We start from the raw sequence: 25619 nt of genomic DNA on the forward strand, positions 1-25619 counted from the left end.
GTCCAGGGGTGCCGGAGGCTGACGCACAATGGGGGCACGCACGGCTGAAGGGGAAACATGCCATGAGCGCCGAGGACCTCGAGAAGTACGAGACCGAGATGGAGCTGAAGCTCTACCGGGAGTACCGCGATGTCGTCGGTCTGTTCAAATATGTGATCGAGACCGAACGGCGCTTCTACCTCACCAACGACTACGAGATGCAGGTGCACTCCGTCCAGGGTGAGGTTTTCTTCGAGGTGTCCATGGCGGACGCCTGGGTCTGGGACATGTACCGGCCCGCGAGGTTCGTCAAGCAGGTCCGCGTGCTGACCTTCAAGGACGTCAACATCGAAGAGCTCAACAAGAGCGATCTGGAACTTCCGGGAGGCTGACCCCGCGCGGCCCGCGCCGCCGATACGCGCGTTGCGGTGAGCGACCCGGTCACCCATGTGGGTGGCCGGGTTTTCCACATCCACGGAGTTGTCCACCAAGATCCACAACTTCGGGCGGGCCGGGTCACAGTCGGTGCCGGAGGTGGTGCCGATATGAACGCACGGGGGGCACTCGGGCGGTACGGCGAGGATCTGGCGGCACGGCTGCTGACCGAAGCCGGTATGGCGGTGGTCGAGCGCAACTGGCGCTGCCGCGCCGGAGAGATCGACATCGTGGCCAGGGACGGTGACGCCCTGGTCTTCTGCGAGGTGAAGACCCGCAGGTCAGAGGCTTTCGAACACCCCATGGCGGCGGTCGGCCCGGCCAAGGCGGACCGGCTGCGACGACTCGCCGAGATCTGGCTCGACCGGCACGGCGGGCCACCGCCCGGCGGCGTCCGCATCGACCTGATCGGGGTGATCGTGCCCCGGCGCGGAGCCCCGGTCACGGAGCACGCCCGGGGGGTGTCCTGATGGGCTTCGCACGAGCGTGTTCCGTGGCGCTGGTGGGCGTCGAGGGTGTGGTGGTGGAGGTCCAGGCGGACCTGGAGCCGGGGGTGGCGGCCTTCACCCTGGTCGGACTGCCGGACAAGAGCCTGGTGGAGAGCCGGGACCGGGTGCGGGCCGCGGTGGTCAATTCCGGTGCCGAGTGGCCGCAGAAGAAGCTCACGGTCGGGCTCTCGCCGGCCTCCGTGCCGAAAAGCGGTTCGGGCTTCGATCTCGCCGTAGCGAGCGCGGTCCTCGGCGCGGCGGAGCGGATCGACCCCGCGGCGATCGCCGATGTGGTGATGATCGGCGAACTTGGTCTGGACGGCCGGGTCCGTCCCGTACGGGGCGTGCTGCCCGCCGTCCTGGCGGCGGCCGAAGCGGGGTACGAGCAGGTCGTCGTCCCCGAGCAGTCGGCCGGGGAGGCGGCGCTGGTGCCGGGGATCTCGGTCCTCGGGGTCCGGAGCCTGCGCCAGCTCATCGCGGTTCTGTGCGACGAACCGGTGCCCGAGGAACCCGCGGACGACCAGGGGCGCCCCGACGCCATGCTGGCCGGGCTCATGATCCCCGGCACGGGCCTCGGCGCGGGGCTCGCCCCGGCCGCCGCGCGCGGTGACGGCCACCGGCCGGACCTGGCGGACGTCGCGGGGCAGCCGCGCCCGCGCCGGGCCCTGGAGGTGGCCGCGGCCGGCGGACACCATCTGCTGTTCTCGGGCCCGCCGGGTGCGGGCAAGACCATGCTGGCCGAGCGCTTGTCGGCGGTCCTGCCGCCGCTGACCCGGCAGGAATCCCTCGAAGTGACGGCGGTCCACTCCGTGGCGGGCATCCTCCCCCCGGGTGAACCGCTCGTCTCCAGGGCGCCCTACTGCGCTCCGCACCACTCGGCGACCATGCAGTCCCTGGTCGGCGGCGGCAACGGCATCCCGAGGCCCGGGGCGGTGTCCCTGGCCCATCGCGGGGTCCTCTTCCTCGACGAGGCCCCGGAATTCTCGGGCAAGGCCCTGGACGCGCTGCGCCAGCCCCTGGAGTCCGGTCATGTGGTGGTCGCGCGGGCGGCGGGCGTGGTGCGGCTGCCCGCCCGGTTCCTGATGGTGCTGGCCGCCAATCCGTGCCCGTGCGGCCGGCACACGCTCACCGGCGCGGGCTGCGAGTGCCCGCCCTCGGTGGTCCGCCGCTACCAGGCGCGCCTGTCCGGGCCCCTGCTCGACCGGGTGGACCTGCGGGTCGAGGTGGAGCCGGTCGACCGCGCGGACCTGCTGGGGCAGGGCGGCCGGGGCGAGTCGACGGCCGTTGTCGCCGCTCGGGTACGGGACGCCAGGGCGCGGGCGGCCGAGCGGCTGGCCGGCACCCCGTGGACCACGAACAGCGAGGTGCCCGGCCATGAGCTGCGGACCCGGCTGCTCGCGGCCCCGGGAGCGCTGGCGGCGGCGGAGCGGGACCTGGAGCGCGGCATCCTCACGGCCCGGGGCCTGGACCGGGTGCTGAGGGTGGCCTGGACCGTGGCGGACCTGCGGGGCGCGGACCGCCCGGACGACTCCGATGTGGCGGTCGCCCTGGAACTGCGGACGGGCATCCAGCGCGGGGTGCCGATGGGGGCGGGGGAGCGGTGACCGGCGTGATGGGGGAGCTCCGGCCCGGGCCGGAGCGGGACGAGGGAGGCGAAGCGGGCCGGGAGCACGGGTTCGACCGGGAGGGCGGAGTGGAGCCGGGACGGGAGCACGAGCCGGGGCACGGACCGGGACGAGGAGGGTACGGGGGTGGCGCGGAGGCGGACCGGAAGGGCCGGGGTGGCGCGGGGGCAGGCCGGGAGGGCCGGGGTGGCGCGGAGGCGGACCGGGAGGGCCGGGGCGGCGACGGCGACCGGGGTGAAGGCCGCGGCCGGAGCGACGGTCACGATGGCGACCGGGTGGGAGGCCGGGAGCGGGAGCGGGTGGCCAGGGCCGCGTTGACGCGGGTGCTGGAGCCGGGGGACGAGCGGGCCGGGCGTTGGCTGCGGCGGACCGGCGCGGTCGAGCTGCTGCGGCGGCTCACCGTCGAGGACGGGTCCGCCGAGAGGCTGCCGGGGATGACCGCTCTCCGGCTCGGTGGCTACCGGCTGCGGGCGGCCGCCGCGGAGCCGGAACGGGATCTGGCCGCGGTCGCCGCGGTGGGCGGACGCTTCGTCTGCCCGGGGGACCGGGAGTGGCCGAGCCAGCTGGACGACCTGGGCGACGCGCGGCCCGTCGGACTCTGGGTGCGGGGGCGTCCCGACCTGCGGCTGTGGTCCCTGCGCTCGGTCGCGGTGGTCGGAGCGAGAGCCTGCACCCCGTACGGGGCGCACATGGCGGCGACCCTCGGCTCCGGACTCGCCGAGCGCGGCTGGGTGGTGGTGTCGGGGGCGGCGTTCGGGGTGGACGGGGCCGCCCACCGGGGCGCGCTCGCGGCGGGCGGGGCGACCACGGCCGTGCTGGCCTGCGGTGTCGACGTGCCCTATCCGCGCGGGCATGCCGAGTTGCTCGGGCGGCTGGCCCAACAGGGTCTCGTCATCGCCGAGTTGCCGCCCACCTCGCACCCCACCCGCAGCAGATTCATCCTGCGCAACCGCGTCATCGCCGCGCTGACCAGGGGAACGGTCGTGGTCGAGGCCGAATACCGCAGCGGTTCGCTGGTCACCGCCCGCCAGGCCCAACGGCTCGGCCGCTTCGCGATGGGGGTGCCAGGACCCGTCACCAGCGGCCTGTCGGCAGGGGTCCACGAGCTGCTGCGCGGCGAGGGCGTGCTCGTCACCGACGCCGACGAAGTCGTCGAGCTGGTCGGGGACATCGGCGACCTCCCACCGGTCCGACGCGGCCCGGTGCTGCCCAGGGACCACCTGGACGCGGTCACCGCGAGGGTCCTCGAAGCGCTTCCGTACCACGGTGTCAGCCACCCCCGTGACCTCGCCCGCACCGCGGGGACTTCGGCCGACGAAACGCTCGGTCGACTGTACGAACTGCACTCACTGGGGTTCGTCGAACGCGAAGGCGACGGCTGGCGGTTGACGCTTCCTTCGGTACGCAACGACGACGCGCGGCGAGGCGGTCCTTGACCTGGAGCATTCGGGTGAAAAGGTAAGGCCGATGACCTCGCACGATCGATCGGTGACCTGCCCGGGACCCGCACCCACGGTGGTGGTCCCGGCCCCCGGCGGGCGTGGGCGGCGTGAACGGCGGCACGCCGTCACGCGGCGTGGAACTCCCGTCCTGCGCGGACTGCGACGCCTCAGTCACGCTACGCTCACAAGGATTCCGCCCCAGACAAAAGTCCCCCAGCACTTCACGGCAGAACGGCTCAAGGCACCACATGCCCCAGCACACCTCCGGGTCTGACCGCGCGGCAGTACCACCGGTTGCGCGTGGCACTGTGCGCCCTCCCGCCCCCTCCTCCCTCGACGAGTTGTGGCGTTCCTACAAAACCACGGGCGACGAGCGGCTGCGGGAGCAGCTGATCCTGCACTACTCGCCGCTCGTGAAGTACGTCGCGGGCCGGGTGAGCGTGGGGCTGCCGTCCAACGTCGAGCAGGCCGACTTCGTCTCCTCCGGGGTCTTCGGACTGATCGACGCCATCGAGAAGTTCGACATCGAACGGGCCATCAAGTTCGAGACGTACGCGATCACCCGGATCCGCGGCGCGATGATCGACGAACTCCGGGCGCTGGACTGGATTCCACGGTCCGTCCGGCAGAAGGCGCGGAACGTGGAGCGCGCCTACGCCACGCTGGAGGCGCAGTTCCGGCGCACGCCGTCGGAGGCCGAGGTGGCCGCGGAGATGGGCATCGCGCTGGAGGAACTGCACGCGGTTTTCAGCCAGTTGTCGCTGGCGAATGTGGTCGCCCTGGAGGAGTTGCTGCACGTCGGCGGCGAGGGCGGCGACCGGCTGAGCCTGATGGACACGCTGGAGGACACCGCCGCCGACAACCCGGTGGAGGTCGCCGAGGACCGTGAGCTGAGAAGACTGCTCGCGCGGGCCATCAACACTCTCCCCGACCGCGAGAAGACCGTGGTGACCCTCTACTACTACGAAGGCCTCACCCTCGCGGAGATCGGCAACGTCCTCGGGGTGACCGAGAGCCGGGTCAGCCAGATCCACACCAAGTCCGTGCTGCAGCTCCGCGCGAAGCTCGCCGACGCGGGCCGCTGACAACGCCTTCCCGGCCCTGTCCCGGTTCCTTCCCGGCCTTCTCCGGCCCTCTCCGGCCATCCGGTCGGAGGCCGTGCCCTTCCCCCGCGCGTCTGCCGCCGTAGAGTGGACACGTGCCCAGGATTCGAGCGGCCTCCGTGGCCGAGCACCGGACCATGCAGCGCGGCGCCCTCCTGGACGCCGCGCGCTCCCTGCTGTCCGAGGGCGGTACGGAGGCGTTGACCTTCCCCGCACTCGCCGAGCGCACGGGCCTCGCCCGGTCCTCCGTGTACGAGTACTTCCGCTCCCGAGCCGCCGTCGTCGAGGAGCTGTGCGCCGTCGACTTCCCCGTCTGGGCGGCCGAGGTCGAGAACGCCATGCAGCGCGCCGATACGCCCGAGGCGAAGATCGAGGCGTATGTGCGCCGGCAGCTCGACCTCGTCGGGGACCGTCGCCACCGCGCGGTCGTCGCGATCTCCGCGAGCGAGCTGGACGCGGGCGCCCGGGAGAAGATCCGCGCCGCGCACGGCGGACTGATCGCCATGATCGTCGAAGCGCTGGCCGACCTCGGCAACGAGCAGCCCAGGCTGGCCGCCATGCTCCTGCAGGGTTCGGTCGACGCCGCCGTGCGCCGTATCGAACTGGGCGTCGCGGAGGAGCCGGGCGTCATCGCGGACACCGTCGTCGCGATGGTCCTGCGCGGTGTGACCGGCGGCCTGAGCGACTGACCCGGACGGCTTCCGGCTCCGGCACACCGAACACCGGAAGCAGTCGCGAGGGGCCTGTGCGCAGCAGTGCGGGCGGCAGCAGCGAGAGCGGGTCCAGATAGGCGTCCCCGCGCCGCAGGCCCCAGTGCAGGCAGCCCTCCGCGCAGTGGAACGGCCCCTCCTCCAGCACCCCGACCGGTTGCCCGGCCCGTACGCGCGCGCCCTCCTCGACCAGGGCCCGCACCGGTTCGTACGTGGTGCGCAGCGGCGGCGAACCGCTGTCGGCCACCTCGACGGAGAGCACCCCGCGGCCCGCCACCCGCCCCTCGAACGACACCCGGCCCCCGGCGGCCGCCAGCACCCGAGCGCCCGGCCCGGCCCCGAGGTCCACGCCGCGATGGCCGGGCCCGTACGGACCGGCGGGCGGCTCCCACCCCCGTAACACCGCGGGTCTCCCGGCCAGCGGCCAGCTCCGGCCACCGTCGTCGGCGCTCACATCGGTGTCTGTGTCCGCGTCCACGTCTGCGTCGGTGTCCGCGTCAGCGTCTTCGCCCGTGTCGGCGTCCGCACCCGGCAAGGCCGCCACGGCTCCGGCCGGTGCGACGGCCGGGCCCGGCGTGGGCGGCCCGGCCGGAAGCAGCCCGCACAGCACGAGCAGCGAGAGCGGCAGGGCCAGGAGTACGACCGGGAGCAGGGTGCGGTGGGCGGGGGAGCGGTGCGGGGCGGGCTGATGGCGCATGTCGCCACGATGGCCCGGAGGCCGGGATTCCGGGGATCACTGACCGTTCCTGTGGACTACTCGCCGGTTGTGGACATCCCGGTCACCCGACCGTGAGGATCGCGGTCACGTGGTGGTGAAGTTCCCGGTCACGCGGTTGTGGACATCGCGGTCACCCGGCACTCAGCCGGTCCCGTACACTTCTTACGGCGATCCGGGTCACCGGGTCGACTTCGCACGCCCCGCCACCTCCCTCTTCTCGGAGGTGGCCGCGCTCCTCGGTCCCTCGTGGCACGGCGCGTCGGGGCGTCAGGCGCGAGCGCAAACCTGCGGTCGCGATAACCGAGTACCTCAAGGAGTACGGCCATGGCCGTCGTCACGATGCGGGAGCTGCTGGAAAGCGGCGTCCACTTCGGTCACCAGACCCGTCGCTGGAACCCGAAGATGAAGCGCTTCATCTTCACCGAGCGCAACGGCATCTACATCATCGACCTGCTCCAGTCGCTGTCGTACATCGACCGCGCCTACGAGTTCGTCAAGGAGACCGTCGCCCACGGCGGCTCCATCATGTTCGTGGGTACGAAGAAGCAGGCCCAGGAGGCCATCGCCGAGCAGGCGACGCGCGTCGGCATGCCGTACGTCAACCAGCGTTGGCTCGGTGGCATGCTCACCAACTTCTCCACCGTCTACAAGCGCCTTCAGCGTCTGAAGGAGCTCGAGCTCATCGACTTCGAGGACGTGGCCGCCTCCGGCCTCACCAAGAAGGAGCTCCTGGTCCTCTCGCGCGAGAAGGCCAAGCTGGAGAAGACCCTCGGTGGTATCCGCGAGATGCAGAAGGTGCCCAGCGCCGTCTGGATCGTCGACACCAAGAAGGAGCACATCGCCGTCGGTGAGGCGCGCAAGCTCCACATCCCGGTCGTCGCGATCCTCGACACCAACTGCGACCCCGACGAGGTCGACTACAAGATTCCGGGCAACGACGACGCGATCCGCTCCGTCACCCTGCTCACCCGCGTGATCGCCGACGCCGTCGCCGAGGGCCTCATCGCCCGCTCCGGTGCCGCCACCGGTGACTCGAAGCCGGGCGAGAAGGCCGCCGGCGAGCCCCTCGCCGAGTGGGAGCGCGACCTGCTCGAGGGCGACAAGAAGGACGAGACCGCGGCTGCCGCCGAGGTCCAGTCCTCCGCCGAGACCGAGAAGGTCGCCGACGCCGAGAAGCCGGCCGAGGCCGTCGCCGAGGCCGAGGCCGCTGTCGAGGCTCCGGCCGCCGACGCCCCGGCCGCCGACGCGGACGCCGAGCAGGCCTGACACCCGTCACGGCTGCTGACGGCGGGGGCCGACGCCACAAGCGTCGCCCCCGCCGTTCACCCGTAGATCTTTCAGACTTCGAGAGAGACATACAGACTCATGGCGAACTACACCGCCGCTGACGTCAAGAAGCTCCGCGAGCTCACCGGCGCCGGCATGATGGACTGCAAGAAGGCGCTCGACGAGGCCGACGGCAACGTCGACAAGGCCGTCGAGGCGCTCCGTATCAAGGGCCAGAAGGGCGTCGCCAAGCGCGAGGGCCGTTCTGCCGAGAACGGTGCCGTCGTCTCCCTGATCTCCGAGGACCAGACGTCCGGCGTCATCCTCGAGCTGAAGTGCGAGACGGACTTCGTCGCCAAGGGCGACAAGTTCCAGGCCGTCGCCAACACGCTCGCCGCGCACGTCGCCGCGACCTCCCCGGCCGACATCGAGGCGCTGCTCGCCTCCGAGATCGAGGCCGGCAAGACCGTCCAGGCGTACGTCGACGAGGCCAACGCCAACCTCGGCGAGAAGATCGTCCTGGACCGCTTCGCGCAGTTCACCGGTGCCTACGTCGGTGTGTACATGCACCGCACCATGCCCGACCTGCCCCCGCAGATCGGTGTTCTGGTCGAGCTGGACAAGGCCGACGCCGAGCTGGCCAAGGGCATCGCGCAGCACATCGCCGCCTTCGCGCCGAAGTACCTCTCCCGCGAGGACGTCCCGGCCGAGGTCGTCGAGGCCGAGCGCCGCGTCGCCGAGGAGACCACGCGCGCCGAGGGCAAGCCCGAGGCCGCGCTCCCGAAGATCGTCGAGGGTCGCGTCAACGGCTTCTTCAAGGAGGCCACCCTCCTCGGCCAGCCGTACGCGCTGGACGCCAAGAAGTCCGTTCAGAAGGTCCTGGACGAGGCCGGTGTCACCCTGAAGCGCTTCTCGCGCATCAAGGTCGGCATCTGAGTCCGTCCGGGCGAACAGCGCCGGACCCGATAGGGTCTGACGCAGTCGACGGCCGCACCCACGCCGGACGACCGCAGATCTGACGAGGAGGCCATTGCCGCTGTAGGGACACCAGACCCACCGGCAATGGCCTTCTTCGTATGTGCACGAGGAGAATTTCCATGGACAAGGGCGCGGACGCCATTCAGGCCGACGACAAGCACGACGACGACAAGGGCTCCGGGCGCTTCATGCTGAAGCTCTCCGGTGAGGCGTTCGCCGGTGGCGGCGGCCTCGGCGTCGACCCCGACGTCGTGCACACCATCGCCCGCGAGATCGCCGCCGTCGTACGCGACGGCGCCCAGATCGCGGTGGTCATCGGAGGAGGCAACTTCTTCCGTGGTGCCGAGCTCCAGCAGCGCGGCATGGACCGGGCCCGGTCCGACTACATGGGCATGCTCGGCACCGTCATGAACTGCCTGGCGCTCCAGGACTTCCTGGAGAAGGAGGGCATCGACTCGCGCGTCCAGACCGCCATCACCATGGGCCAGGTCGCCGAGCCGTACATCCCGCTCCGGGCCGTCCGGCACCTGGAGAAGGGGCGCGTCGTGATCTTCGGCGCCGGTATGGGCATGCCGTACTTCTCCACCGACACCACCGCCGCCCAGCGCGCCCTGGAGATCGACGCCGAGGCGCTGCTCATGGGGAAGAACGGCGTGGACGGGGTCTACGACTCCGACCCCAAGACCAACCCCGACGCGGTCAAGTTCGACGCTCTGGAGTACGGCGAGGTGATCACCCGCGACCTGAAGGTCGCCGACGCCACCGCCATCACGCTCTGCCGCGACAACGAGCTCCCGATCCTCGTCTTCGAGCTGACCGCCGAGGGCAATATCGCTCGCGCGGTCAAGGGTGAGAAGATCGGCACGCTCGTGAGCGACGCGAGCACCCGGGCCTGACGGCCCCCCAGGATGGACAACGGCCTGCCGGTCGGACACCGTGCAGGTGAGGACGCGACGCAGGACCCGCAGGGCGCGGCGATGACGACGCCGGGCCCACCCAAGACACGCAGGAGCACGTGGTGATCGAAGAAATCCTCCTCGAGGCCGAGGAGAAGATGGAGAAGGCCGTTGTCGTCGCGAAAGAGGACTTCGCCGCGATCCGTACCGGCCGTGCGCACCCGGCGATGTTCAACAAGATCGTCGCCGACTACTACGGCGCGCTGACCCCGATCAACCAGCTGGCCTCGTTCTCGGTTCCCGAGCCGCGGATGGCCGTCGTGACGCCGTTCGACAAGACCGCGCTGCGCAACATCGAGCAGGCGATCCGCGACTCCGACCTCGGCGTCAATCCGAGCAACGACGGCAACATCATCCGGGTGACCTTCCCCGAGCTCACCCAGGACCGCCGCAAGGAGTACATCAAGGTCGCCAAGACCAAGGCCGAGGACTCCAAGATCTCGATCCGCTCCATCCGCCGCAAGGCCAAGGAGAACCTCGACAAGCTCGTCAAGGACAAGGAGTCCGGCGAGGACGAGGTGCGCCGCGCCGAGAAGGAGCTCGACGACACCACCGCGAAGTACGTCGCGCAGGTGGACGAGCTGCTCAAGCACAAGGAAGCCGAGCTGCTCGAAGTCTGATGAACGACTCTTCCTGGGGCGCCCCGCAGGGAGCCGGTTACTGGGGCACGCCCGAGATGAGCGCCGCCCCGGCGGGTCCTGCCCACGATGTGCGTGATGCCCAGCAGACTCGGCCCATGCCCAACGTGCCGGACGTTCCCGACGCAGGTAGAGACGCAGCCGACCGCGACGACCGGGACAGGGATGCCGCTCACGTCAGCGGCCCCCTGTTCCGTGACGAGATGCCGCAGGAGCCCATGTCCACCCCGCTGCCGCCCCCGCCGCAGAAGAAGCGTGCGGGGCGTGATCTGCGCGCCGCCATAGGGGTCGGCGTGGGTCTCGGCGCCGTCATCGGCCTCTCGCTGTTCATCGTGAAGGCCGTCTTCATCGGCGTGATAGTGATCGCCGTCGTCGTCGGCCTGTGGGAGCTCACCTCCCGCCTCCAGGAACGCAAGGGCATCAAGGCGCCCCTGGTGCCGCTGGCCGTCGGCGGAGCCGCGATGGTCGTCGCCGGTTACGCACGTGGTCCCGAGGGGGCCTGGATCGCGATGGCCCTGACGGCCCTCGCGGTGCTGGTCTGGCGGATGACCGAACCGCCGGACGGGTATTTGAAGGACGTCACGGCCGGGGTCTTCGCGGCGTTCTACGTGCCGTTCCTGGCCACCTTCGTCGCCCTGCTGCTGACGGCGGACGACGGATCGTGGCGGGTGCTGACCTTCCTGGTCCTCACCGTGGTCAGCGACACGGGGGCCTACGCCGTCGGCTGGCGCTTCGGCAAGCACAAGCTCGCCCCGCGCATCAGCCCCGGCAAGACCCGCGAGGGCCTGTTCGGAGCCGTCGCCTTCGCGATGGTCGCCGGCGCGCTGTGCATGGAGTTCCTGATCGACGGCGGCGCCTGGTGGCAGGGTCTGCTGCTCGGCTTCGCGGTCGCCGTCAGCGCCACCCTCGGCGACCTGGGCGAGTCCATGATCAAGCGTGACCTCGGGATCAAGGACATGGGCACCCTGCTCCCCGGCCACGGCGGCATCATGGACCGGCTGGACTCGCTGCTGCCGACCGCCCCGGTCGTCTGGCTGCTGCTGGTGCTGTTCGTGGGCTCCGGCTGAGCCTTCCGGCACCCCGGCACCCTGTCCCACCTGCACGTTCCGCGAGTGAGGGTCCGTCGTCCACAGGGCGGCGGGCCCTCACCCGTCTGTCTGCGACACTGGATGAACCATGCCTAAGCCCGGAGAACTCACTTTCGTCGCGCCCCGCGGAGCCAAGAAGCCGCCGCGGCACCTCGCCGACCTCACGCCCGCCGAGCGCAAGGAAGCGGTCGCCGCGACCGGTGAGAAGCCGTTCCGCGCCCAGCAGCTCTCGCAGCACTACTTCGCGCGGTACGCGCACGACCCGGCCCAGTGGACCAACATCCCGGCCGCGTCGCGGGAGAAGCTCGCCGAGGCGCTGTTCCCCGATCTGATGTCCGTGATCCGGCACATCAGCTGCGACGACGACACCACGCGCAAGACCCTGTGGAAGCTGCACGACGGCACACTCGTCGAGTCCGTCCTGATGCGCTACCCGGACCGCGTCACGATGTGCATCTCCTCGCAGGCCGGCTGCGGCATGAACTGCCCCTTCTGCGCCACCGGTCAGGCCGGCCTCGACCGCAATCTGTCGACCGCCGAGATCGTGCACCAGATCGTCGACGGCATGCGCGCCCTGCGCGACGGCGAGGTGCCCGGCGGCCCGGCGCGGCTCTCCAACATCGTCTTCATGGGCATGGGCGAGCCGCTCGCCAACTACAACCGCGTCGTCGGCGCGATCCGCCGGCTCACCGACCCCGAGCCGGACGGCCTCGGCCTCTCGCAGCGCGGGATCACCGTCTCCACCGTGGGCCTGGTCCCGGCCATGCTGCGCTTCGCCGACGAGGGCTTCAAGTGCCGTCTCGCCGTCTCGCTGCACGCCCCGGACGACGAGCTGCGCGACACCCTGGTCCCGGTCAACACCCGGTGGAACGTCCGCGAGGTGCTGGACGCCGCCTGGGAGTACGCGGAGAAGTCCGGCCGCCGGATCTCCATCGAGTACGCCCTGATCCGGGACATCAACGACCAGGCCTGGCGCGGCGACCTGCTCGGCCGGCTGCTCAAGGGCAAGCGGGTGCACGTCAATCTGATCCCGCTCAACCCCACGCCCGGCTCCAAGTGGACCGCCTCGCGGCCCGAGGACGAGAAGGCGTTCGTCGAGGCCATCGCGGCCCACGGCGTGCCCGTCACGGTCCGGGACACCCGGGGCCAGGAGATCGACGGAGCCTGCGGTCAGCTGGCGGCCTCCGAGCGCTAGCCTCCCCCGGGCGGCCGGAAACCGCCGGTGTAGCCTGGGCCCGAAATCAACTTCATATTCCGACAGGGGAGCGCCACAGCGCTGAGAGTGCGGCACCAAGGACAGGTTGGCCGCAGACCCTCTGAACCTCGCCCGGGTCATTCCGGGTAGGAAGTTCGGACCTTACTCAAGCTGTTGCGCCCTGCCCGCTTCCGGTTCGCCGGACAGCGGGCGGGGCCGCGTCTCTTCCTGGTCACCTCCAGGAGGAATCAGATGAACACCACCACGAAGTACGCGGCGACCGCGCTCGCGGCCGCCCTCGGCGTCACCGTGCTCGCGGGCTGCGGCGGCGACGACGGCCCGTCGGGCTCCGGCGCCTCCAAGGGCAGCGGCTCCAAGACCGTCACCCTGGTCAGCCACGACTCCTTCAACGTCTCGGACAAGGTGCTGAAGGCGTTCACGAAGGAGACCGGCTACACGGTCGAGATCCTCAAGAGCGGCGACGCCGGGGCCGCGCTCAACCAGGAGATCCTGACCAAGGGCTCCCCGCGCGGCGACGTCTTCTTCGGCGTCGACAACACCCTGCTCTCCCGCGCCCTCGACAACGGCCTGTTCACCGCGTACGAGGCCAAGGGCCTGGACACCGTCACGGCGGACACGCAGACGGACGAGAAGCACCGCGTCACGCCCGTCGACACCGGCGACATCTGCGTCAACTACGACAAGAAGTACTTCGCCGACAAGAAGCTGGCCCCGCCGCAGACCTTCGCGGACCTGCTGAAGCCCGCGTACAAGAACCTCCTCGTCACGGAGAACGCGGCCAGCTCCTCGCCCGGTCTCGGCTTCCTCCTCGGCACCATCGCCGCCGAGGGCGAGGACGGCTACGAGGCGTACTGGAAGAAGCTCAAGGCCAACGGCGTCAAGGTCGTCGACGGCTGGGAGCAGGCGTACAACGAGGAGTTCTCCGGCTCCGCGGGCGGCAAGAAGGCCAAGGCCGACCGGCCGCTCGTCGTCTCCTACGCCTCCAGCCCGCCCGTCGAGGTGCTCTACGCCGACCCGCAGCCGAAGGAGGCCCCCACCGGGGTCGCCACCGGCACCTGCTTCCGGCAGACCGAGTACGCCGGGCTGCTGACCGGGGCGAAGAACGAGGCGGGCGGCAAGGCGCTGCTGGACTTCATGATCAGCAAGACGTTCCAGGAGGACATGCCGCTCAACATGTTCGTGAACCCGGTCGTGAAGGACGCGAAGCTGCCGGAGCTGTTCACGCAGCACGGCGAGAGTGTCGAGACGCCTCCCACCGTCGCGCCCGAGAAGATCACCGCCAACCGTGAGCAGTGGATCCAGTCGTGGCAGTCGCTGGTCCTGAAGTAGGGCCCGAGGAGAGGACCGCCCGCTCCGCGCCCCCCGTCCTCCGGGGGGCCGGGCGGCGCGGAGCCGCGGTGCGGCTCGGCCTGATGGCCGTGCCCGTCGCGTTCTTCGCGGTGTTCTTCGCCTACCCCGTGACCGCGATCGTCGGCCGCGGCCTCAAGGCGGGCGGCGACTGGCAGTTCGGGCGGATCGGTGACGTACTGGCCCGCCCGGACATCCTCGACGTCCTCTGGTTCACCACCTGGCAGGCCCTCGCCTCGACCGCGCTCACCCTGCTGATCGCGCTGCCCGGGGCGTATGTCTTCGCGCGCTTCGACTTCCCGGGCAAGCAGGTGCTGCGGGCGGTCGTCACTGTGCCGTTCGTGCTGCCGACCGTCGTCGTCGGCACCGCGTTCCTGGCGCTGCTCGGACGCGGCGGGCTCCTCGACGAGCTGTGGGGCGTCCGCCTCGACACCACCGTGTGGGCGATCCTGCTGGCCCACGTCTTCTTCAACTACGCCGTGGTCGTCCGCACGGTGGGCGGGCTCTGGTCCCAGCTGGACCCGCGCCAGGAGGAGGCCGCCCGGGTGCTGGGCGCCGGACGGTTCGCCGCCTTCCGCCGGGTGACGCTGCCCGCGCTCGCCCCGGCCGTCGCCGCCGCCGCGCTGATGGTCTTCCTCTTCACGTTCACCTCCTTCGGCGTCGTACAGATCCTCGGCGGACCGGCGTACTCCACCCTGGAGGTGGAGATCTACCGGCAGACCGCGCAACTCCTGGACCTGCCGACGGCCGCCGTGCTGACCCTGGTGCAGTTCGCCGCGGTCGGCGGAATCCTCGCCGTGCACGCCGCGACCGTACGCCGCCGGGAGCGGGCGCTGAAGCTGGTCGACCCGGCGCAGACCTCCCGCCGGCCGCGCGGCCCCGGGCAGTGGGCGCTGCTCGGCGGCGTCCTGCTCACCGCACTGCTGCTGATCCTGCTGCCGCTCGGCGTGCTGGTGGAACGGTCCTTCGATGGCCCCGGCGGTTACGGCTTCGGCTACTACCGGGCCCTCCAGTCGGCCGGGTCCGGCGGCTCCTCGACCTTCCTGGTGCCGCCGCTGGAGGCCGTCGGCAACTCCCTGCGGTACGCGCTCGTCGCGACGCTCGTCGCCCTCGTCATCGGCGGGCTCGCGGCGGCGGCCCTGACCCGGCGGGCCGGGCGGCTGGTCCGGGGCTTCGACGCGCTGCTGATGCTGCCGCTCGGGGTCTCCGCCGTCACCGTCGGCTTCGGCTTCCTGATCACCCTGGACAAGCCTCCGCTGGACCTGCGGACCTCCTGGATCCTGGTCCCGCTGGCCCAGGCGCTGGTCGGCGTCCCCTTCGTCGTACGGACCATGCTGCCGGTGCTGCGCGCGGTCGACGACCGGCTGCGGGAGGCCGCCGCCGTGCTGGGGGCCTCGCCGCTGCGGGCCTGGCGGGAGGTCGATCTGCCGCTGGTGCGACGGGCGGTGCTGGTCGCGGCGGGCTTCGCCTTCGCCGTCTCCCTCGGGGAGTTCGGCGCGACGGTCTTCATCGCCCGGCCCGACAACCCGACCCTGCCGGTGGCCGTGGCCCGGCTGCTGGGCCGGTCGGGGGAGCTCAACTACGGGCAGGCGATGGCCCTGAGCACGATTCTGATGCTGGTGTGCGCGGTGTCGCTGCTGCTCCTGGAGCGTATCCGCACCGACCGATCCGGGGAGTTCTGAACGACATGCTGAGCTTGCAGGCCGCCACCGTACGGTTCGGGAAGCGGGCCGCACTCGACGCGGTCGACCTGGAGGTCGCCGACCACCGGATCGTCTGCGTGCTCGGGCCCAGTGGCAGCGGGAAGTCCACCCTGCTGCGGGCCGTCGCCGGGCTCCAGCCCATGGACGGCGGCCGGGTGCTGCTGGCCGGCCAGGACCAGGCGGGTGTCCCGGTGCACCGGCGCGGGCTCGGCCTGATGTTCCAGGACCACCAGCTCTTCCCGCACCGGGACGTCGGCGCCAACGTCGCCTTCGGGCTGCGGATGCACGGCGTCGGGAGGACCGGGACGGACGCCCGGGTCCGTGAACTGCTGGAGCTGGTCGGCCTCCCCGGTGCCGAACGCCGCGCGGTCGCCGCCCTCTCCGGCGGCGAACAGCAGCGCGTCGCCCTGGCCCGCGCGCTCGCACCGCGCCCGAAGCTCCTGATGCTCGACGAGCCGCTCGGCCAGCTCGACCGGAGCCTGCGCGAACGGCTCGTCGTCGAACTGCGCACGCTCTTCCAGGAGTTGGGTACGACCGTGCTGGCCGTGACGCACGACCAGGGCGAGGCGTTCGCGCTCGCCGACCGGGTCGTCGTGATGCGGGACGGCCGGATCGCGCAGGAGGGCACCCCGCTGGACGTCTGGCAGCGCCCCGCCTCCGCCTTCGTCGCCCGCTTCCTCGGCTTCGACAACGTCACAGCGGCGACGGTCACCGGACAGGCCGCCGCCACCGCCTGGGGCAAGGTCCCGGTGCCCGAGGGCTCCCCGCAGGGCGAGGTCGATCTGCTGGTCCGCCCCGCCGGGGTCCGGATCGGCGCCCCCGAGGACGGCCTGCGCTGCACGGTCGGCGTCCGCACCTTCCGGGGGAACCACGTGACCGTACGGCTGCTGCCCGAGAACGCGCCGGTGCTGGAGGCCGAGTGCGCCCTGCGGGACACCCCGGACGAGGGCGCGGTCGTGGGCGTCCGCTTCGACGCGGCGGAGACGGTGGTGCTGGCGGACCCCGGGCGGTCCTGAGCGCGGCGTGGCAAGCAGGCGGCGGTCCGGGCAAGCTGGAGGCGGACCATCCCGCGGTCGGCCGTCCGGGCGCCGTGGGGACGGCAGGATCGGACAAGGACCGTGATCATGACCGGTGGCACCCGCGAGGGCATCGACCTCACCCGCGTCCTCGACGCCCCGCAGCAGCGGGTCTTCGCCGCCTGGACCTCACCCGAGGACTTCGCCGCCTGGTACGGGGGCGAGGCGGACGTTCCGCTGGACCGGGTGGCGATGGACGTACGGCCCGGCGGCTCATGGAGCCTGGTCATCGTGATGCCGGGCGTCGAGATGCCCTTCCGCGGGGTCTACCGCGAGGTCAGCGAGCCCGACGGTCTCGTCTTCACGCTGAAGGACGGCTCCGCCCCCGAGGACGCCGAGGGCGAGACCGTGACGGTCACCTTCAGCGATCTCGGGGGCGGCCGGACCGAACTGGCCTTCCAGCAGCGCGGCGGCAACCTCACCCCCGAGCAGTACGCGGCGGCCGAGGACGGCTGGGAGGCGTTCTTCGACGCCCTCGCCGACCGCCTCGCCACCCACCCCTGACGCGGGTCCGCTAGGCCAGCGGGAGCGCCGCCAGCTGGGCGATCACCCAGGTCAGCGGGGCGAACAGGGCCAGCAGCGCGCCCGCCCGCAGTGCCGTCGCCCTGCGCAGCGTCGCGGCCGGAGCGCCCATCCTGAGCAGCGCCTCGACGGTGTGGGCGCGGGCGTGCTTGGCCTCCAGCGCCGAGGTCAGCAGCGTCGCCGTCGTACAGCCGAGAACCAGCACCGCGCCGAGTGCGGTGAGCGGGCCGTACGGGCGCTCGTCGCCCCCGTACAGCGCCAAAGCGGCGATCGCCGCGGACAGCACCGCGCAGACGATCCCGAGCGGGCGGCCGATCCGGCGTGCCTCGTCCATCAGGACCCGCCCGGCGAGCAGCCGTACGGCCCCGGGGCGTACCGCCTGAAGCGCCCGCCCGCACAGATACGTCAGGCTCGGGCCCGCCATCGCCAGGCCGATCGCCGTGAGCGTCCACCCGATCAGCACCGCCACCGGGGTGGCGTCGAACCGGCCGGGCAGCGGGAACGCGTTGCCCGTGGCCCCCCGGGACGCGTACGCCTCCACCGCGAGTCCGGCCGCCGTCAGCGCCACGCCCCAGGGCAGCCCGGCCGGAGCCGGTGCGGGCTCCGGCAGCTCCTCCGAGCCGAAGGTGTCCCTTGCCGGGTCGGGCCGCGACCGCAGCGCCAGCGCGCTCGCCGTCGACGCGGCCACCGGCACGAGCGCCAGCAGCATCAGGGCGGCGGCCAGCGGCAGCGGCGTGCCCGCGCCGAGGAACTCCGCCGCGCCGCCGTCGAACGGCATCCCGGTCAGATCGCCGCGCAGATGCAGGAAGAAGAGCAGGGCCACCATGGAGCCCAGCGTGGTGGAGACGGCCGTGGAGACCGCGGCCAGCGCGGAGAGCCGGACCGGGCCGAGGCCCACGGAGGAGAGGCCCGGCCGGGGCCGGGTGCTCGGGTCGGTCCGGGCGACCGCCACGGCGAACTGCACGGTCGCGGCCAGCGGGACGAAGCACCACAGCAACCGCAGCACCGAACCGGCGGAGGCGGGGTGCGCGGCGGCGTACCCGAGGGCGCACAGGAGGAGGAATCCGACGCCTGCCGACGCGGCGGCCACCAGCAGCCGCCGGACCAGGACGAGGGGATGGGAACCGCGGGCTAGACGGAGAGCGAGCACGCCGCGCGGCCCTCCGCTTCCGGTTCCGCGGGCAGGGCGACCGTGGCGACGCGGCGGCCGTCCAGCAGCGCCACGGCCCGGTCGGCGAGCGCGGCGACCTCGGCGTCGTGCGTGGCCAGCACCACGGTGATGCCGTGCGAGCGGGCCGCCGTGGTCAGGGTGCGCAGCACCTGGGTGCGGTCCGCGCGGTGCAGGGTCGCGGTCGGCTCGTCCGCGAAGATCACGGTCGGCTGTGCGGCCAGCGCGCGGGCCACCGAGATCCGCTGGCGCTGCGCCTGGAGCAGGGCGTGCGGCCGCTTCTTGGCGAAGGCGGCGATGTCCAGGCGCTCCAGCCACTCGGTGGCGGCCTTGCGGGCGGCCCGGTGCGAGACGCCGCGCAGCAGCAGGGGCAGCGCGGTGTTCTCCCAGACGGTCAGCTCCGGGACCAGCTCGGGATCGGAGGCGATCCAGCCGAAGCGCTCCCGGCGCAGCTGTTCGCGGACCCGGGGGGGCATGGTGTGGACGGGGACGCTGTTGAACCAGACCTCGCCCTGCTGGGGCACCAGCCGGCCCGAGAGACAGTGCAGCAGGGTGGTCTTCCCGCTGCCGCGCGGGCCGGTCACGGCGAGGATCTCGGCGTCCCGGACGCCGATGGAGACACCGCCGAGACCGGGCGATCCGTTGTGGGAGTGGTGCAGGGAACGCGCCCAGATCACGTCGTTGTCCGGCGGGGCCACCATGGCGTACACCTCGGTTCAGGTCAGATTTCCCGTCCCCCGTACGGGGGAACGAAGACGCGGCCGATCGGTCACTGGGCACCGTAGATAGTCGGACCGGTGTGAGCGCACAGCACGCGGCCCGGATACCCCCCTTCTCACTCGAAGGGGCGTATCCGGGCCGGGGAACCGTATGAAATGACCGCCGGGCGGCGATCAGCCGGGGGACCCGGTGACGGTCAGAGCTTCGACCAGGCCTCCGTGAGGACGGTCCGCAGGATGCCCTCGATCTCGTCGAACGTCGACTGGTCGGAGATCAGCGGCGGGGCGAGCTGGACGACCGGGTCGCCGCGGTCGTCGGCCCGGCAGTACAGGCCGTTCTCGTACAGCGCCTTGGAGAGGAAGCCGTACAGGACGCGCTCGGTCTCCTCGTCGGTGAACGTCTCCTTGGTGGCCTTGTCCTTCACCAGCTCGATGCCGTAGAAGTACCCGTTGCCGCGGACGTCGCCGACGATCGGCAGGTCGTGCAGCTTCTGCAGCGTGGTCAGGAAGGCGTTCTCGTTGTCGAGGACGTGCTGGGTGAGGTTCTCGCGCTCGAAGATGTCGAGGTTGGCGAGGCCCACCGCGGCGGAGACCGGGTGGCCGCCGAAGGTGTAGCCGTGCAGGAAGGTGTTGCCGCCCTGGTAGAACGGCTCGGCGATCCGGTCCGAGACGATGCAGGCGCCGATCGGGGAGTAGCCCGAGGTCATGCCCTTCGCGCAGGTGATCATGTCCGGCACATAGCCGAACTTGTCGCAGGCGAAGATCGTGCCGAGCCGGCCGAAGGCGCAGATGACCTCGTCGGAGACGAGCAGCACGTCGTACTTGTCGCAGATCTCGCGGACCCGCTGGAAGTAGCCTGGCGGCGGCGGGAAGCAACCGCCCGCGTTCTGCACGGGCTCCAGGAAGACGGCCGCGACGGTCTCGGGGCCCTCGAAGAGGATCTCCTGCTCGATCTGGTCGGCGGCCCAGCGGCCGAAGGCCTCCGGGTCGTCGCCGAAGAGCGGGGCGCGGTAGATGTTGGTGTTCGGCACCTTGTGCGCGCCGGGGACCAGCGGCTCGAAGGGGGCCTTCAGGGCCGGGAGGCCGGTGATGGACAGCGCGCCCTGCGGGGTGCCGTGGTAGGCGACGGCACGCGAGATGACCTTGTACTTGGTCGGCTGGCCCTTGAGCTTGAAGTACTGCTTGGCCAGCTTCCAGGCGGTCTCGACGGCCTCGCCGCCACCGGTGGTGAAGAAGACCTTGTTGAGGTCGCCCGGGGCGTAGTCGGCGAGCCGCTCGGCCAGCTCGACGGCCTTCGGGTGGGCGTAGGACCACACCGGGAAGAAGGCGAGCTCCTGGGCCTGCTTGTACGCCGTCTCGGCGAGCTCGTGACGACCGTGACCGGCGTTGACCACGAACAGGCCGGAGAGACCGTCCAGGTAGCGCTTGCCCTTGTCGTCGAAGATGTACGTTCCCTCGCCACGCACGATGGTGGGAACGGGCGCGTTCTCGTAGTCCGACATGCGGGTGAAGTGCATCCACAGGTGGTCGTACGCGGTTCGGCTGAGGTCCTTGCTCACGGCTATCGGGTTCCCCACATATAGGTCTGCTTCTTGAGCTTGAGGTAAACAAAGCTCTCGGTGGAGCGCACGCCGGGAAGGGTCCGGATGCGTTTGTTGATCATCTCCAGCAGGTGGTCGTCGTCCTCGCAGACGATCTCCACCATCAGGTCGAAGGAGCCCGCGGTCATGACCACGTACTCGCACTCGGCCATGGCCGACAGGGCTTCGGCCACCGGGTCGAGGTCGCCCTCGACATTGATGCCGACCATCGCCTGCCGCCGGAAGCCCACGGTGAGCGGGTCCGTGACGGCGACGATCTGCATCACGCCCTGGTCGAGCAGCTTCTGGACGCGCTGGCGCACCGCCGCTTCGGAGAGGCCGACGGCCTTGCCGATCGCGGCGTACGGACGCCGTCCGTCCTCCTGGAGCTGCTCGATGATTGCGAGGGAGACGGCATCGACCGCTGCCGGTGATCCGTTCCCTGTCCTGGAGTCTGCGCTGCGACTGGCCACGGACCCACCATGCACCGCTCCTCGTCTGTCTCGCAACCCCAGATCGATGAAATTCGTTGAGCAGATGCTTGAAACCGACTGAATCCGAAGTTGGGGGCGGTTGGGTATGTCGAAAGCGTCGCCGAACCGATTAGGGTGGATGTCTCACCCATCGGACAGCCGACAGGAGGGGTGGTTGTGACCACCGAGGTGCGCCGTCTGCGCAACTACATCAACGGAGAGTTCCGGGACGCCGCGGACGGGCGGACCATCGATGTGGTCAGCCCGGTGACGGAAGAGGTCTACGCAACCTCGCCGCTCTCCGGCCAGGCCGACGTCGATGCCGCCATGGAGGCCGCAGCGGCGGCCTTCCCCGCCTGGCGCGACACCACGCCCGCCGAGCGCCAGAAGGCCCTGCTGAAGATCGCGGACGCCTTCGAGGAGCGGGCCGAGGACCTGATCGCCGCCGAGTCGGAGAACACCGGCAAGCCGCTGGGCCTCACCCGCAGCGAAGAGATCCCGCCGATGGTGGACCAGATCCGCTTCTTCGCGGGGGCCGCCCGCCTCCTGGAGGGCCGCTCGGCGGGCGAGTACATGGAGGGCCTGACCTCCATCATCCGCCGCGAGCCGGTCGGCGTCTGCGCCCAGGTCGCGCCGTGGAACTACCCGATGATGATGGCCGTGTGGAAGTTCGCCCCGGCGCTCGCCGCGGGCAACACGGTCGTCATCAAGCCGTCCGACACCACCCCGGCGTCGACGGTCCTCATGGCCGAGATCATCGGGCAGATCCTGCCCAAGGGCGTCTTCAACGTCCTGTGCGGCGACCGGGACACCGGCCGCGCCATGGTCGAGCACCCGACCCCGGCGATGGCCTCCATCACCGGTTCGGTACGGGCCGGCATGCAGGTCGCCGAGTCCGCCGCCAAGGACGTCAAGCGCGTCCACCTGGAGCTCGGCGGCAAGGCGCCCGTCGTGGTCTTCGAGGACGCCGACATCGCCAAGACGGTCTCGGGCGTCTCCGAGGCGGGCTTCTTCAACGCGGGCCAGGACTGTACGGCCGCCACCCGCGTCCTGGTCCACGAGTCGATCCACGACGAGTTCGTCACCGCGCTCGCCAAGGCCGCCGCCGACACCAAGACCGGGCAGCCGGACGACGAGGACGTGGCGTACGGCCCGCTCAACAACGCCAACCAGCTGAAGCAGGTCAGCGGCTTCATCGAGCGGCTCCCCGCCCACGCCAAGGTCGAGGCGGGCGGCCACCGGGTCGGCGACAAGGGCTACTTCTACGCCCCGACCGTCGTCTCCGGCCTCAAGCAGGACGACGAGATCATCCAGAACGAGGTCTTCGGCCCCGTCATCACCGTCCAGTCCTTCACCGACGAGGACCAGGCCGTCGCGTACGCCAACGGCGTCGAGTACGCCCTCGCCTCCTCGGTCTGGACGCAGAACCACTCCCGCGCCATGCGCATGTCCAAGAACCTCGACTTCGGCTGCGTGTGGATCAACACCCACATCCCGCTGGTCGCCGAGATGCCGCACGGCGGGTTCAAGAAGTCCGGCTACGGCAAGGACCTCTCCGCGTACGGCTTCGAGGACTACACCCGCATCAAGCACGTCATGACGTCCATCGAGGACTGATCCTCGGATCGTCGTCGCGGTCGTGCGGCCCCGGGCTCCGGCCCGGGGCCGTACGCGTGCCTGGACAAGGTGTGCGGGGCGGGCCCGTCCCGCTGGACGCTTGGTCCATTGCCCGCGCGAGCGCCGACCGGCATTCTGCGCGGGTGCGAGCGATCAGGAAGAACCCCATGTCCCGCCGTTCCCTGCTGCGCGCCCTCGGGGCGGGAGCGGCCGGCGCAACCCTGGCCGGCTGCGGGGTGCCCGCGGCCTTCGTCGAGCCGGGGGACCGCGCCGGACACGATAGTTCGGCCACCGACCACACGCTGCACTTCGCCAACTGGCCGCTCTACATCGACACCGACGACGACAACGAGTCGAAGCGGCCCACCCTCGACGCCTTCTCGAAGCGGACCGGGATCTCCGTGACGTACACCGAGGAGATCAACGACAACGACGAGTTCTTCGGGAAGATCAGCCCCGCCCTGATGAACCACCAGCAGACCGGCCGGGACCTGATCGTCATCAGCGACTGGATGGCCGCCCGCTTCGTCCGGCTCGGCTGGGTCCAGGAGATGGACCGGGCGAAGCAGCCCAACGTCGCCAAGTACCTCGACCCCCAACTGCGCACCCCCGCCTTCGACGAGGGGCGCCGCCACAGCGTCCCCTGGCAGTCCGGCATCACCGGCATCGCGTACAACCGCAAGAAGCTCGGCCGCGAGATCCGGTCCACGGGCGACCTCTGGGCGGACGATCTGCGCGGCCGGGTCACCCTGCTCTCCGGGCTCGACGAGTCGTTCGCGCTGCTGATGCAGGGCAACGGCGTCGACATCACCCGCTGGACGGCCGACGACTTCCACGAGATCTGCGAGCAGACCGAGAAGCGCGTCCGCTCGAAGCACATCCGCCGCTTCACCGGCAACGACTACATCAAGGACCTCGCCACCGGTGACGTACTCGCCTGCCAGGCCTACTCCGGCGATGTCATCCAGCTCCAGGCCGACAACCCCGACATCGAGTTCGTCGTGCCCGAGGAGGGCGCCGAACTCTGGGCCGAGTCCCTGATGATCCCCAACCTCGCCCGCCACAAGCGCAACGCGGAGAAGTTGGTGGACCACTACTACGACCCCGAGGTCGCCGCCGAACTCGCCGCCTGGGTCAACTACGTCTGCCCCGTGCCCGCCGCCCGTGACGTCCTCGCCTCCGCCAAGGACGAGGAGACGGCCGCGCTCGCCGAGGATCCGCTGATCTTCCCCGACGACGCGATGCGCGAACGGCTCGCCATCGCCCGCGACATCACCTCCGAGGAGCGGATGGACTTCGCCAAGAAGTGGAACGGCATCGTCGGCTTGTGAAGCGGTAACAGGGGTGCCGTAAAGGGGCGGTAAACACGGGCGTACGCTGCGGATATGAGCGAAAGACAGGCCCTCACACGGGGGATACGCAGGTGGCTGGTCTTCTTCATCGTCTGTCTGGTGCTGAGCGGGCTCACGGCCTTCCCGCTCGTCACCGAACTCCGCTGGGCCGAGGATCTGCTGAGCGCCTCCGCCTCCCCGGTCCCCGAGCACTTCCCGGCACTGATGGAGTGGATCACCCGGGTCCGCGAGGGGCTCGACACCGTCGACCGCGAGCAGCCCTTCATGCTGTACGGCACCGACTGGCTGGCCTTCGCCCACCTGGTCATCGCGGTCGCCTTCTACGGCCCCTACCGCGACCCGGTCCGCAACATCTGGGTCATCGAGTTCGGCATGATCGCCTGCGCCGGGATCATCCCGCTCGCCCTGATCTGCGGCCCGATCCGCGGTATCCCGTTCTGGTGGAGCGTGATCGACATGTCCTTCGGGGTCTTCGGCGTCATCCCGCTGCTGATCGTCCGCCGCATGATCAAGCGGCTGGAAGTACTGGAGCGGGTGGCCGCCGCGAACCCGGCGCCGGTCGCGGCGAGCGCCTGACCGCCCGAGCCTCAGGGCTTCCGGGCCACCGCGCCGAACTGCGCGACCTCCGGCTCCCGCGGGTTCGTCCGCCAGCGGGAGCAGGAGACGATGCCCGGCTCCAGGATCTCCAGACCGTCCAGGAACGAGGCGAACTCCTCGCGGCTGCGGGCGGTGATGGGCGGGGTGGCGTTCTCGTTCCAGAAGCGCATCGCCGCCGCGTTGCCCTCGCCGCCCAGCTCCAGCGTCGGGTGGGTCAGCACCAGGTGGCTGCCCGACGGGACGGCCGCCATCAGGGTCCGCACGACGGACCGCGCCTCGTCCGTGTCCAGCACGAAGTTCAGGATGCCGAGCATCATCACCGCGACCGGCCGGCCCAGGTCCAGGGTGGGCTCGGCGGCCCGCAGGATCTGCTCCGGGCGGCGCGCGTCCGCGTCGATGTACTCGGTCGCGCCCTCCAGCGAACTGGTCAGCAGCGCGCGGGCGTGGGCCAGCACGATGGGGTCGTTGTCCACATACACGATGCGCGCGTGCGGCGCGGTGTGCTGGGCGATCTCATGGGTGTTGTTCCCGGTCGGCAGCCCGGTGCCGATGTCCAGGAACTGGTCGATGCCCGCGTCGCCCGCCAGCTGCCGCACCACCCGGCCCAGGAACGCCCGGTCCGCGCGGGCCACTTCACCGATGCTCGGGTACATCCCGGTGACCCGGTCGCCCACCGCCCGGTCCACCGGGTAGTTGTCCTTGCCGCCCAGCCAGTAGTTCCACACCCGCGCGTTGTGCGCGACGTCGGAACGTATCCGGGCGGTGGGTGTCTGCGGGCGGGGGTCCATGACGTGTGGCTCCTCGGTGACGGAGGGGCCCGCGT

Annotated in this window: 25 protein-coding genes; 19 read left to right on the forward strand and 6 right to left on the reverse strand. The window is 71.0% G+C overall.

Going from position 1 to position 25619, the window contains the following annotated elements:
• Positions 1–62: 62 nt before the first annotated feature.
• The 6 genes from ACSMXR_RS27745 (at position 63) to ACSMXR_RS27770 (ending at position 5761) form a co-directional block, all read left to right on the forward strand.
• Entirely contained in the window at positions 63–371 is a 309-nt protein-coding gene (locus tag ACSMXR_RS27745; RefSeq protein WP_003965949.1) for a DUF2469 domain-containing protein, read from the forward strand.
• A gap of 153 nt (positions 372–524) precedes the next feature.
• Positions 525–884, forward strand: a complete 360-nt coding sequence (locus tag ACSMXR_RS27750; RefSeq protein WP_137234467.1) for a YraN family protein — start codon at positions 525–527, stop codon at positions 882–884.
• The gene (locus ACSMXR_RS27755) at positions 884–2506 is read left to right on the forward strand and encodes a YifB family Mg chelatase-like AAA ATPase (RefSeq protein ID WP_249628084.1); all 1623 of its coding nucleotides are present in this window, start codon (positions 884–886) and stop codon (positions 2504–2506) included. The genes ACSMXR_RS27750 and ACSMXR_RS27755 overlap by 1 nt, the downstream gene beginning before the upstream one ends.
• Positions 2507–2850: 344 nt before the next feature.
• Positions 2851–3963, forward strand: coding sequence for a DNA-processing protein DprA (gene dprA / locus ACSMXR_RS27760; protein ID WP_473172452.1), 1113 nt, complete (start codon positions 2851–2853; stop codon positions 3961–3963).
• Between the two features lie 254 nt (positions 3964–4217).
• Complete coding sequence (gene whiG, locus ACSMXR_RS27765; RefSeq protein WP_103507117.1) at positions 4218–5054, forward strand: RNA polymerase sigma factor WhiG; 837 nt, start codon at positions 4218–4220, stop codon at positions 5052–5054.
• A gap of 137 nt (positions 5055–5191) precedes the next feature.
• The gene (locus tag ACSMXR_RS27770) at positions 5192–5761 is read left to right on the forward strand and encodes a TetR/AcrR family transcriptional regulator (protein ID WP_103507116.1); all 570 of its coding nucleotides are present in this window, start codon (positions 5192–5194) and stop codon (positions 5759–5761) included.
• On the opposite strand, the gene ACSMXR_RS27775 is transcribed toward ACSMXR_RS27770, so the two are convergent.
• Positions 5700–6479 (reverse strand): peptidoglycan DD-metalloendopeptidase family protein, encoded by a 780-nt coding sequence (locus ACSMXR_RS27775; protein WP_473170149.1) that lies wholly within the window; start codon positions 6477–6479, stop codon positions 5700–5702. The two genes, ACSMXR_RS27770 and ACSMXR_RS27775, sit on opposite strands and share 62 nt — an antisense overlap.
• Before the next feature lie 345 nt (positions 6480–6824).
• Here ACSMXR_RS27775 and rpsB point away from each other — a divergent pair, with 345 nt between their 5' ends.
• The 10 genes from rpsB (at position 6825) to ACSMXR_RS27825 (ending at position 17272) form a co-directional block, all read left to right on the forward strand.
• Positions 6825–7766: a 30S ribosomal protein S2 gene (rpsB, locus tag ACSMXR_RS27780; RefSeq protein ID WP_030629544.1), complete on the forward strand. Its 942-nt coding sequence runs from the start codon at positions 6825–6827 to the stop codon at positions 7764–7766.
• Between the two features lie 99 nt (positions 7767–7865).
• Positions 7866–8702 carry a translation elongation factor Ts gene (gene tsf / locus ACSMXR_RS27785; protein ID WP_030629547.1) on the forward strand — a complete coding sequence of 279 codons (837 nt, stop codon included), beginning with the start codon at positions 7866–7868 and terminating at the stop codon, positions 8700–8702.
• Positions 8703–8863: 161 nt separating this feature from the next.
• Positions 8864–9640: a UMP kinase gene (gene pyrH, locus ACSMXR_RS27790; protein ID WP_137234463.1), complete on the forward strand. Its 777-nt coding sequence runs from the start codon at positions 8864–8866 to the stop codon at positions 9638–9640.
• A gap of 122 nt (positions 9641–9762) precedes the next feature.
• Positions 9763–10320: a ribosome recycling factor gene (gene frr / locus ACSMXR_RS27795; protein ID WP_006127917.1), complete on the forward strand. Its 558-nt coding sequence runs from the start codon at positions 9763–9765 to the stop codon at positions 10318–10320.
• Positions 10320–11405 carry a phosphatidate cytidylyltransferase gene (locus tag ACSMXR_RS27800; protein ID WP_103507112.1) on the forward strand — a complete coding sequence of 362 codons (1086 nt, stop codon included), beginning with the start codon at positions 10320–10322 and terminating at the stop codon, positions 11403–11405. The genes frr and ACSMXR_RS27800 overlap by 1 nt, the downstream gene beginning before the upstream one ends.
• Before the next feature lie 109 nt (positions 11406–11514).
• Positions 11515–12621, forward strand: coding sequence for a dual-specificity RNA methyltransferase RlmN (gene rlmN / locus ACSMXR_RS27805; protein WP_030085148.1), 1107 nt, complete (start codon positions 11515–11517; stop codon positions 12619–12621).
• Positions 12622–12873: 252 nt separating this feature from the next.
• On the forward strand, positions 12874–13971 hold the full coding sequence (locus ACSMXR_RS27810; RefSeq protein ID WP_137234461.1) for a thiamine ABC transporter substrate-binding protein: 1098 nt from the start codon (positions 12874–12876) through the stop codon (positions 13969–13971).
• An 83-nt stretch (positions 13972–14054) separates the two neighbouring features.
• Positions 14055–15671 carry an ABC transporter permease gene (locus ACSMXR_RS27815; RefSeq protein ID WP_473172453.1) on the forward strand — a complete coding sequence of 539 codons (1617 nt, stop codon included), beginning with the start codon at positions 14055–14057 and terminating at the stop codon, positions 15669–15671.
• 5 nt (positions 15672–15676) lie between these two features.
• Positions 15677–16708 (forward strand): ABC transporter ATP-binding protein, encoded by a 1032-nt coding sequence (locus ACSMXR_RS27820; RefSeq protein ID WP_473170150.1) that lies wholly within the window; start codon positions 15677–15679, stop codon positions 16706–16708.
• A 108-nt stretch (positions 16709–16816) separates the two neighbouring features.
• Complete coding sequence (locus tag ACSMXR_RS27825; RefSeq protein WP_381909473.1) at positions 16817–17272, forward strand: SRPBCC family protein; 456 nt, start codon at positions 16817–16819, stop codon at positions 17270–17272.
• 10 nt (positions 17273–17282) lie between these two features.
• Here ACSMXR_RS27825 and ACSMXR_RS27830 read toward each other — a convergent pair whose 3' ends face one another.
• The 4 genes from ACSMXR_RS27830 to ACSMXR_RS27845 form a co-directional block, all read right to left on the reverse strand.
• On the reverse strand, positions 17283–18440 hold the full coding sequence (locus tag ACSMXR_RS27830) for a hypothetical protein (RefSeq protein ID WP_473170151.1): 1158 nt from the start codon (positions 18438–18440) through the stop codon (positions 17283–17285).
• The gene (locus ACSMXR_RS27835) at positions 18422–19159 is read right to left on the reverse strand and encodes an ABC transporter ATP-binding protein (protein WP_381850408.1); all 738 of its coding nucleotides are present in this window, start codon (positions 19157–19159) and stop codon (positions 18422–18424) included. Before ACSMXR_RS27835 ends, ACSMXR_RS27830 begins: the two co-directional genes overlap by 19 nt.
• Positions 19160–19374: 215 nt before the next feature.
• Positions 19375–20754: an aspartate aminotransferase family protein gene (locus ACSMXR_RS27840; protein ID WP_137234457.1), complete on the reverse strand. Its 1380-nt coding sequence runs from the start codon at positions 20752–20754 to the stop codon at positions 19375–19377.
• Complete coding sequence (locus tag ACSMXR_RS27845) at positions 20739–21230, reverse strand: Lrp/AsnC family transcriptional regulator (protein ID WP_137234456.1); 492 nt, start codon at positions 21228–21230, stop codon at positions 20739–20741. The genes ACSMXR_RS27840 and ACSMXR_RS27845 overlap by 16 nt, the downstream gene beginning before the upstream one ends.
• A gap of 177 nt (positions 21231–21407) precedes the next feature.
• Between ACSMXR_RS27845 and ACSMXR_RS27850 the strand changes: the two genes are divergently transcribed.
• The 3 genes from ACSMXR_RS27850 (at position 21408) to ACSMXR_RS27860 (ending at position 24775) form a co-directional block, all read left to right on the forward strand.
• Positions 21408–22847, forward strand: coding sequence for a gamma-aminobutyraldehyde dehydrogenase (locus ACSMXR_RS27850; protein ID WP_030085166.1), 1440 nt, complete (start codon positions 21408–21410; stop codon positions 22845–22847).
• A 167-nt stretch (positions 22848–23014) separates the two neighbouring features.
• Positions 23015–24178: a polyamine ABC transporter substrate-binding protein gene (locus tag ACSMXR_RS27855; RefSeq protein WP_381850411.1), complete on the forward strand. Its 1164-nt coding sequence runs from the start codon at positions 23015–23017 to the stop codon at positions 24176–24178.
• 54 nt (positions 24179–24232) lie between these two features.
• Positions 24233–24775 (forward strand): hypothetical protein, encoded by a 543-nt coding sequence (locus ACSMXR_RS27860; RefSeq protein WP_137234454.1) that lies wholly within the window; start codon positions 24233–24235, stop codon positions 24773–24775.
• 11 nt (positions 24776–24786) lie between these two features.
• Here the strand turns inward: ACSMXR_RS27860 and ACSMXR_RS27865 are convergent, their stop codons facing one another.
• Entirely contained in the window at positions 24787–25584 is a 798-nt protein-coding gene (locus tag ACSMXR_RS27865) for an SAM-dependent methyltransferase (protein WP_381850414.1), read from the reverse strand.
• Positions 25585–25619: the final 35 nt, after the last annotated feature.

It is taken from the genome of Streptomyces sp. DSM 106670 (assembly GCF_055792845.1).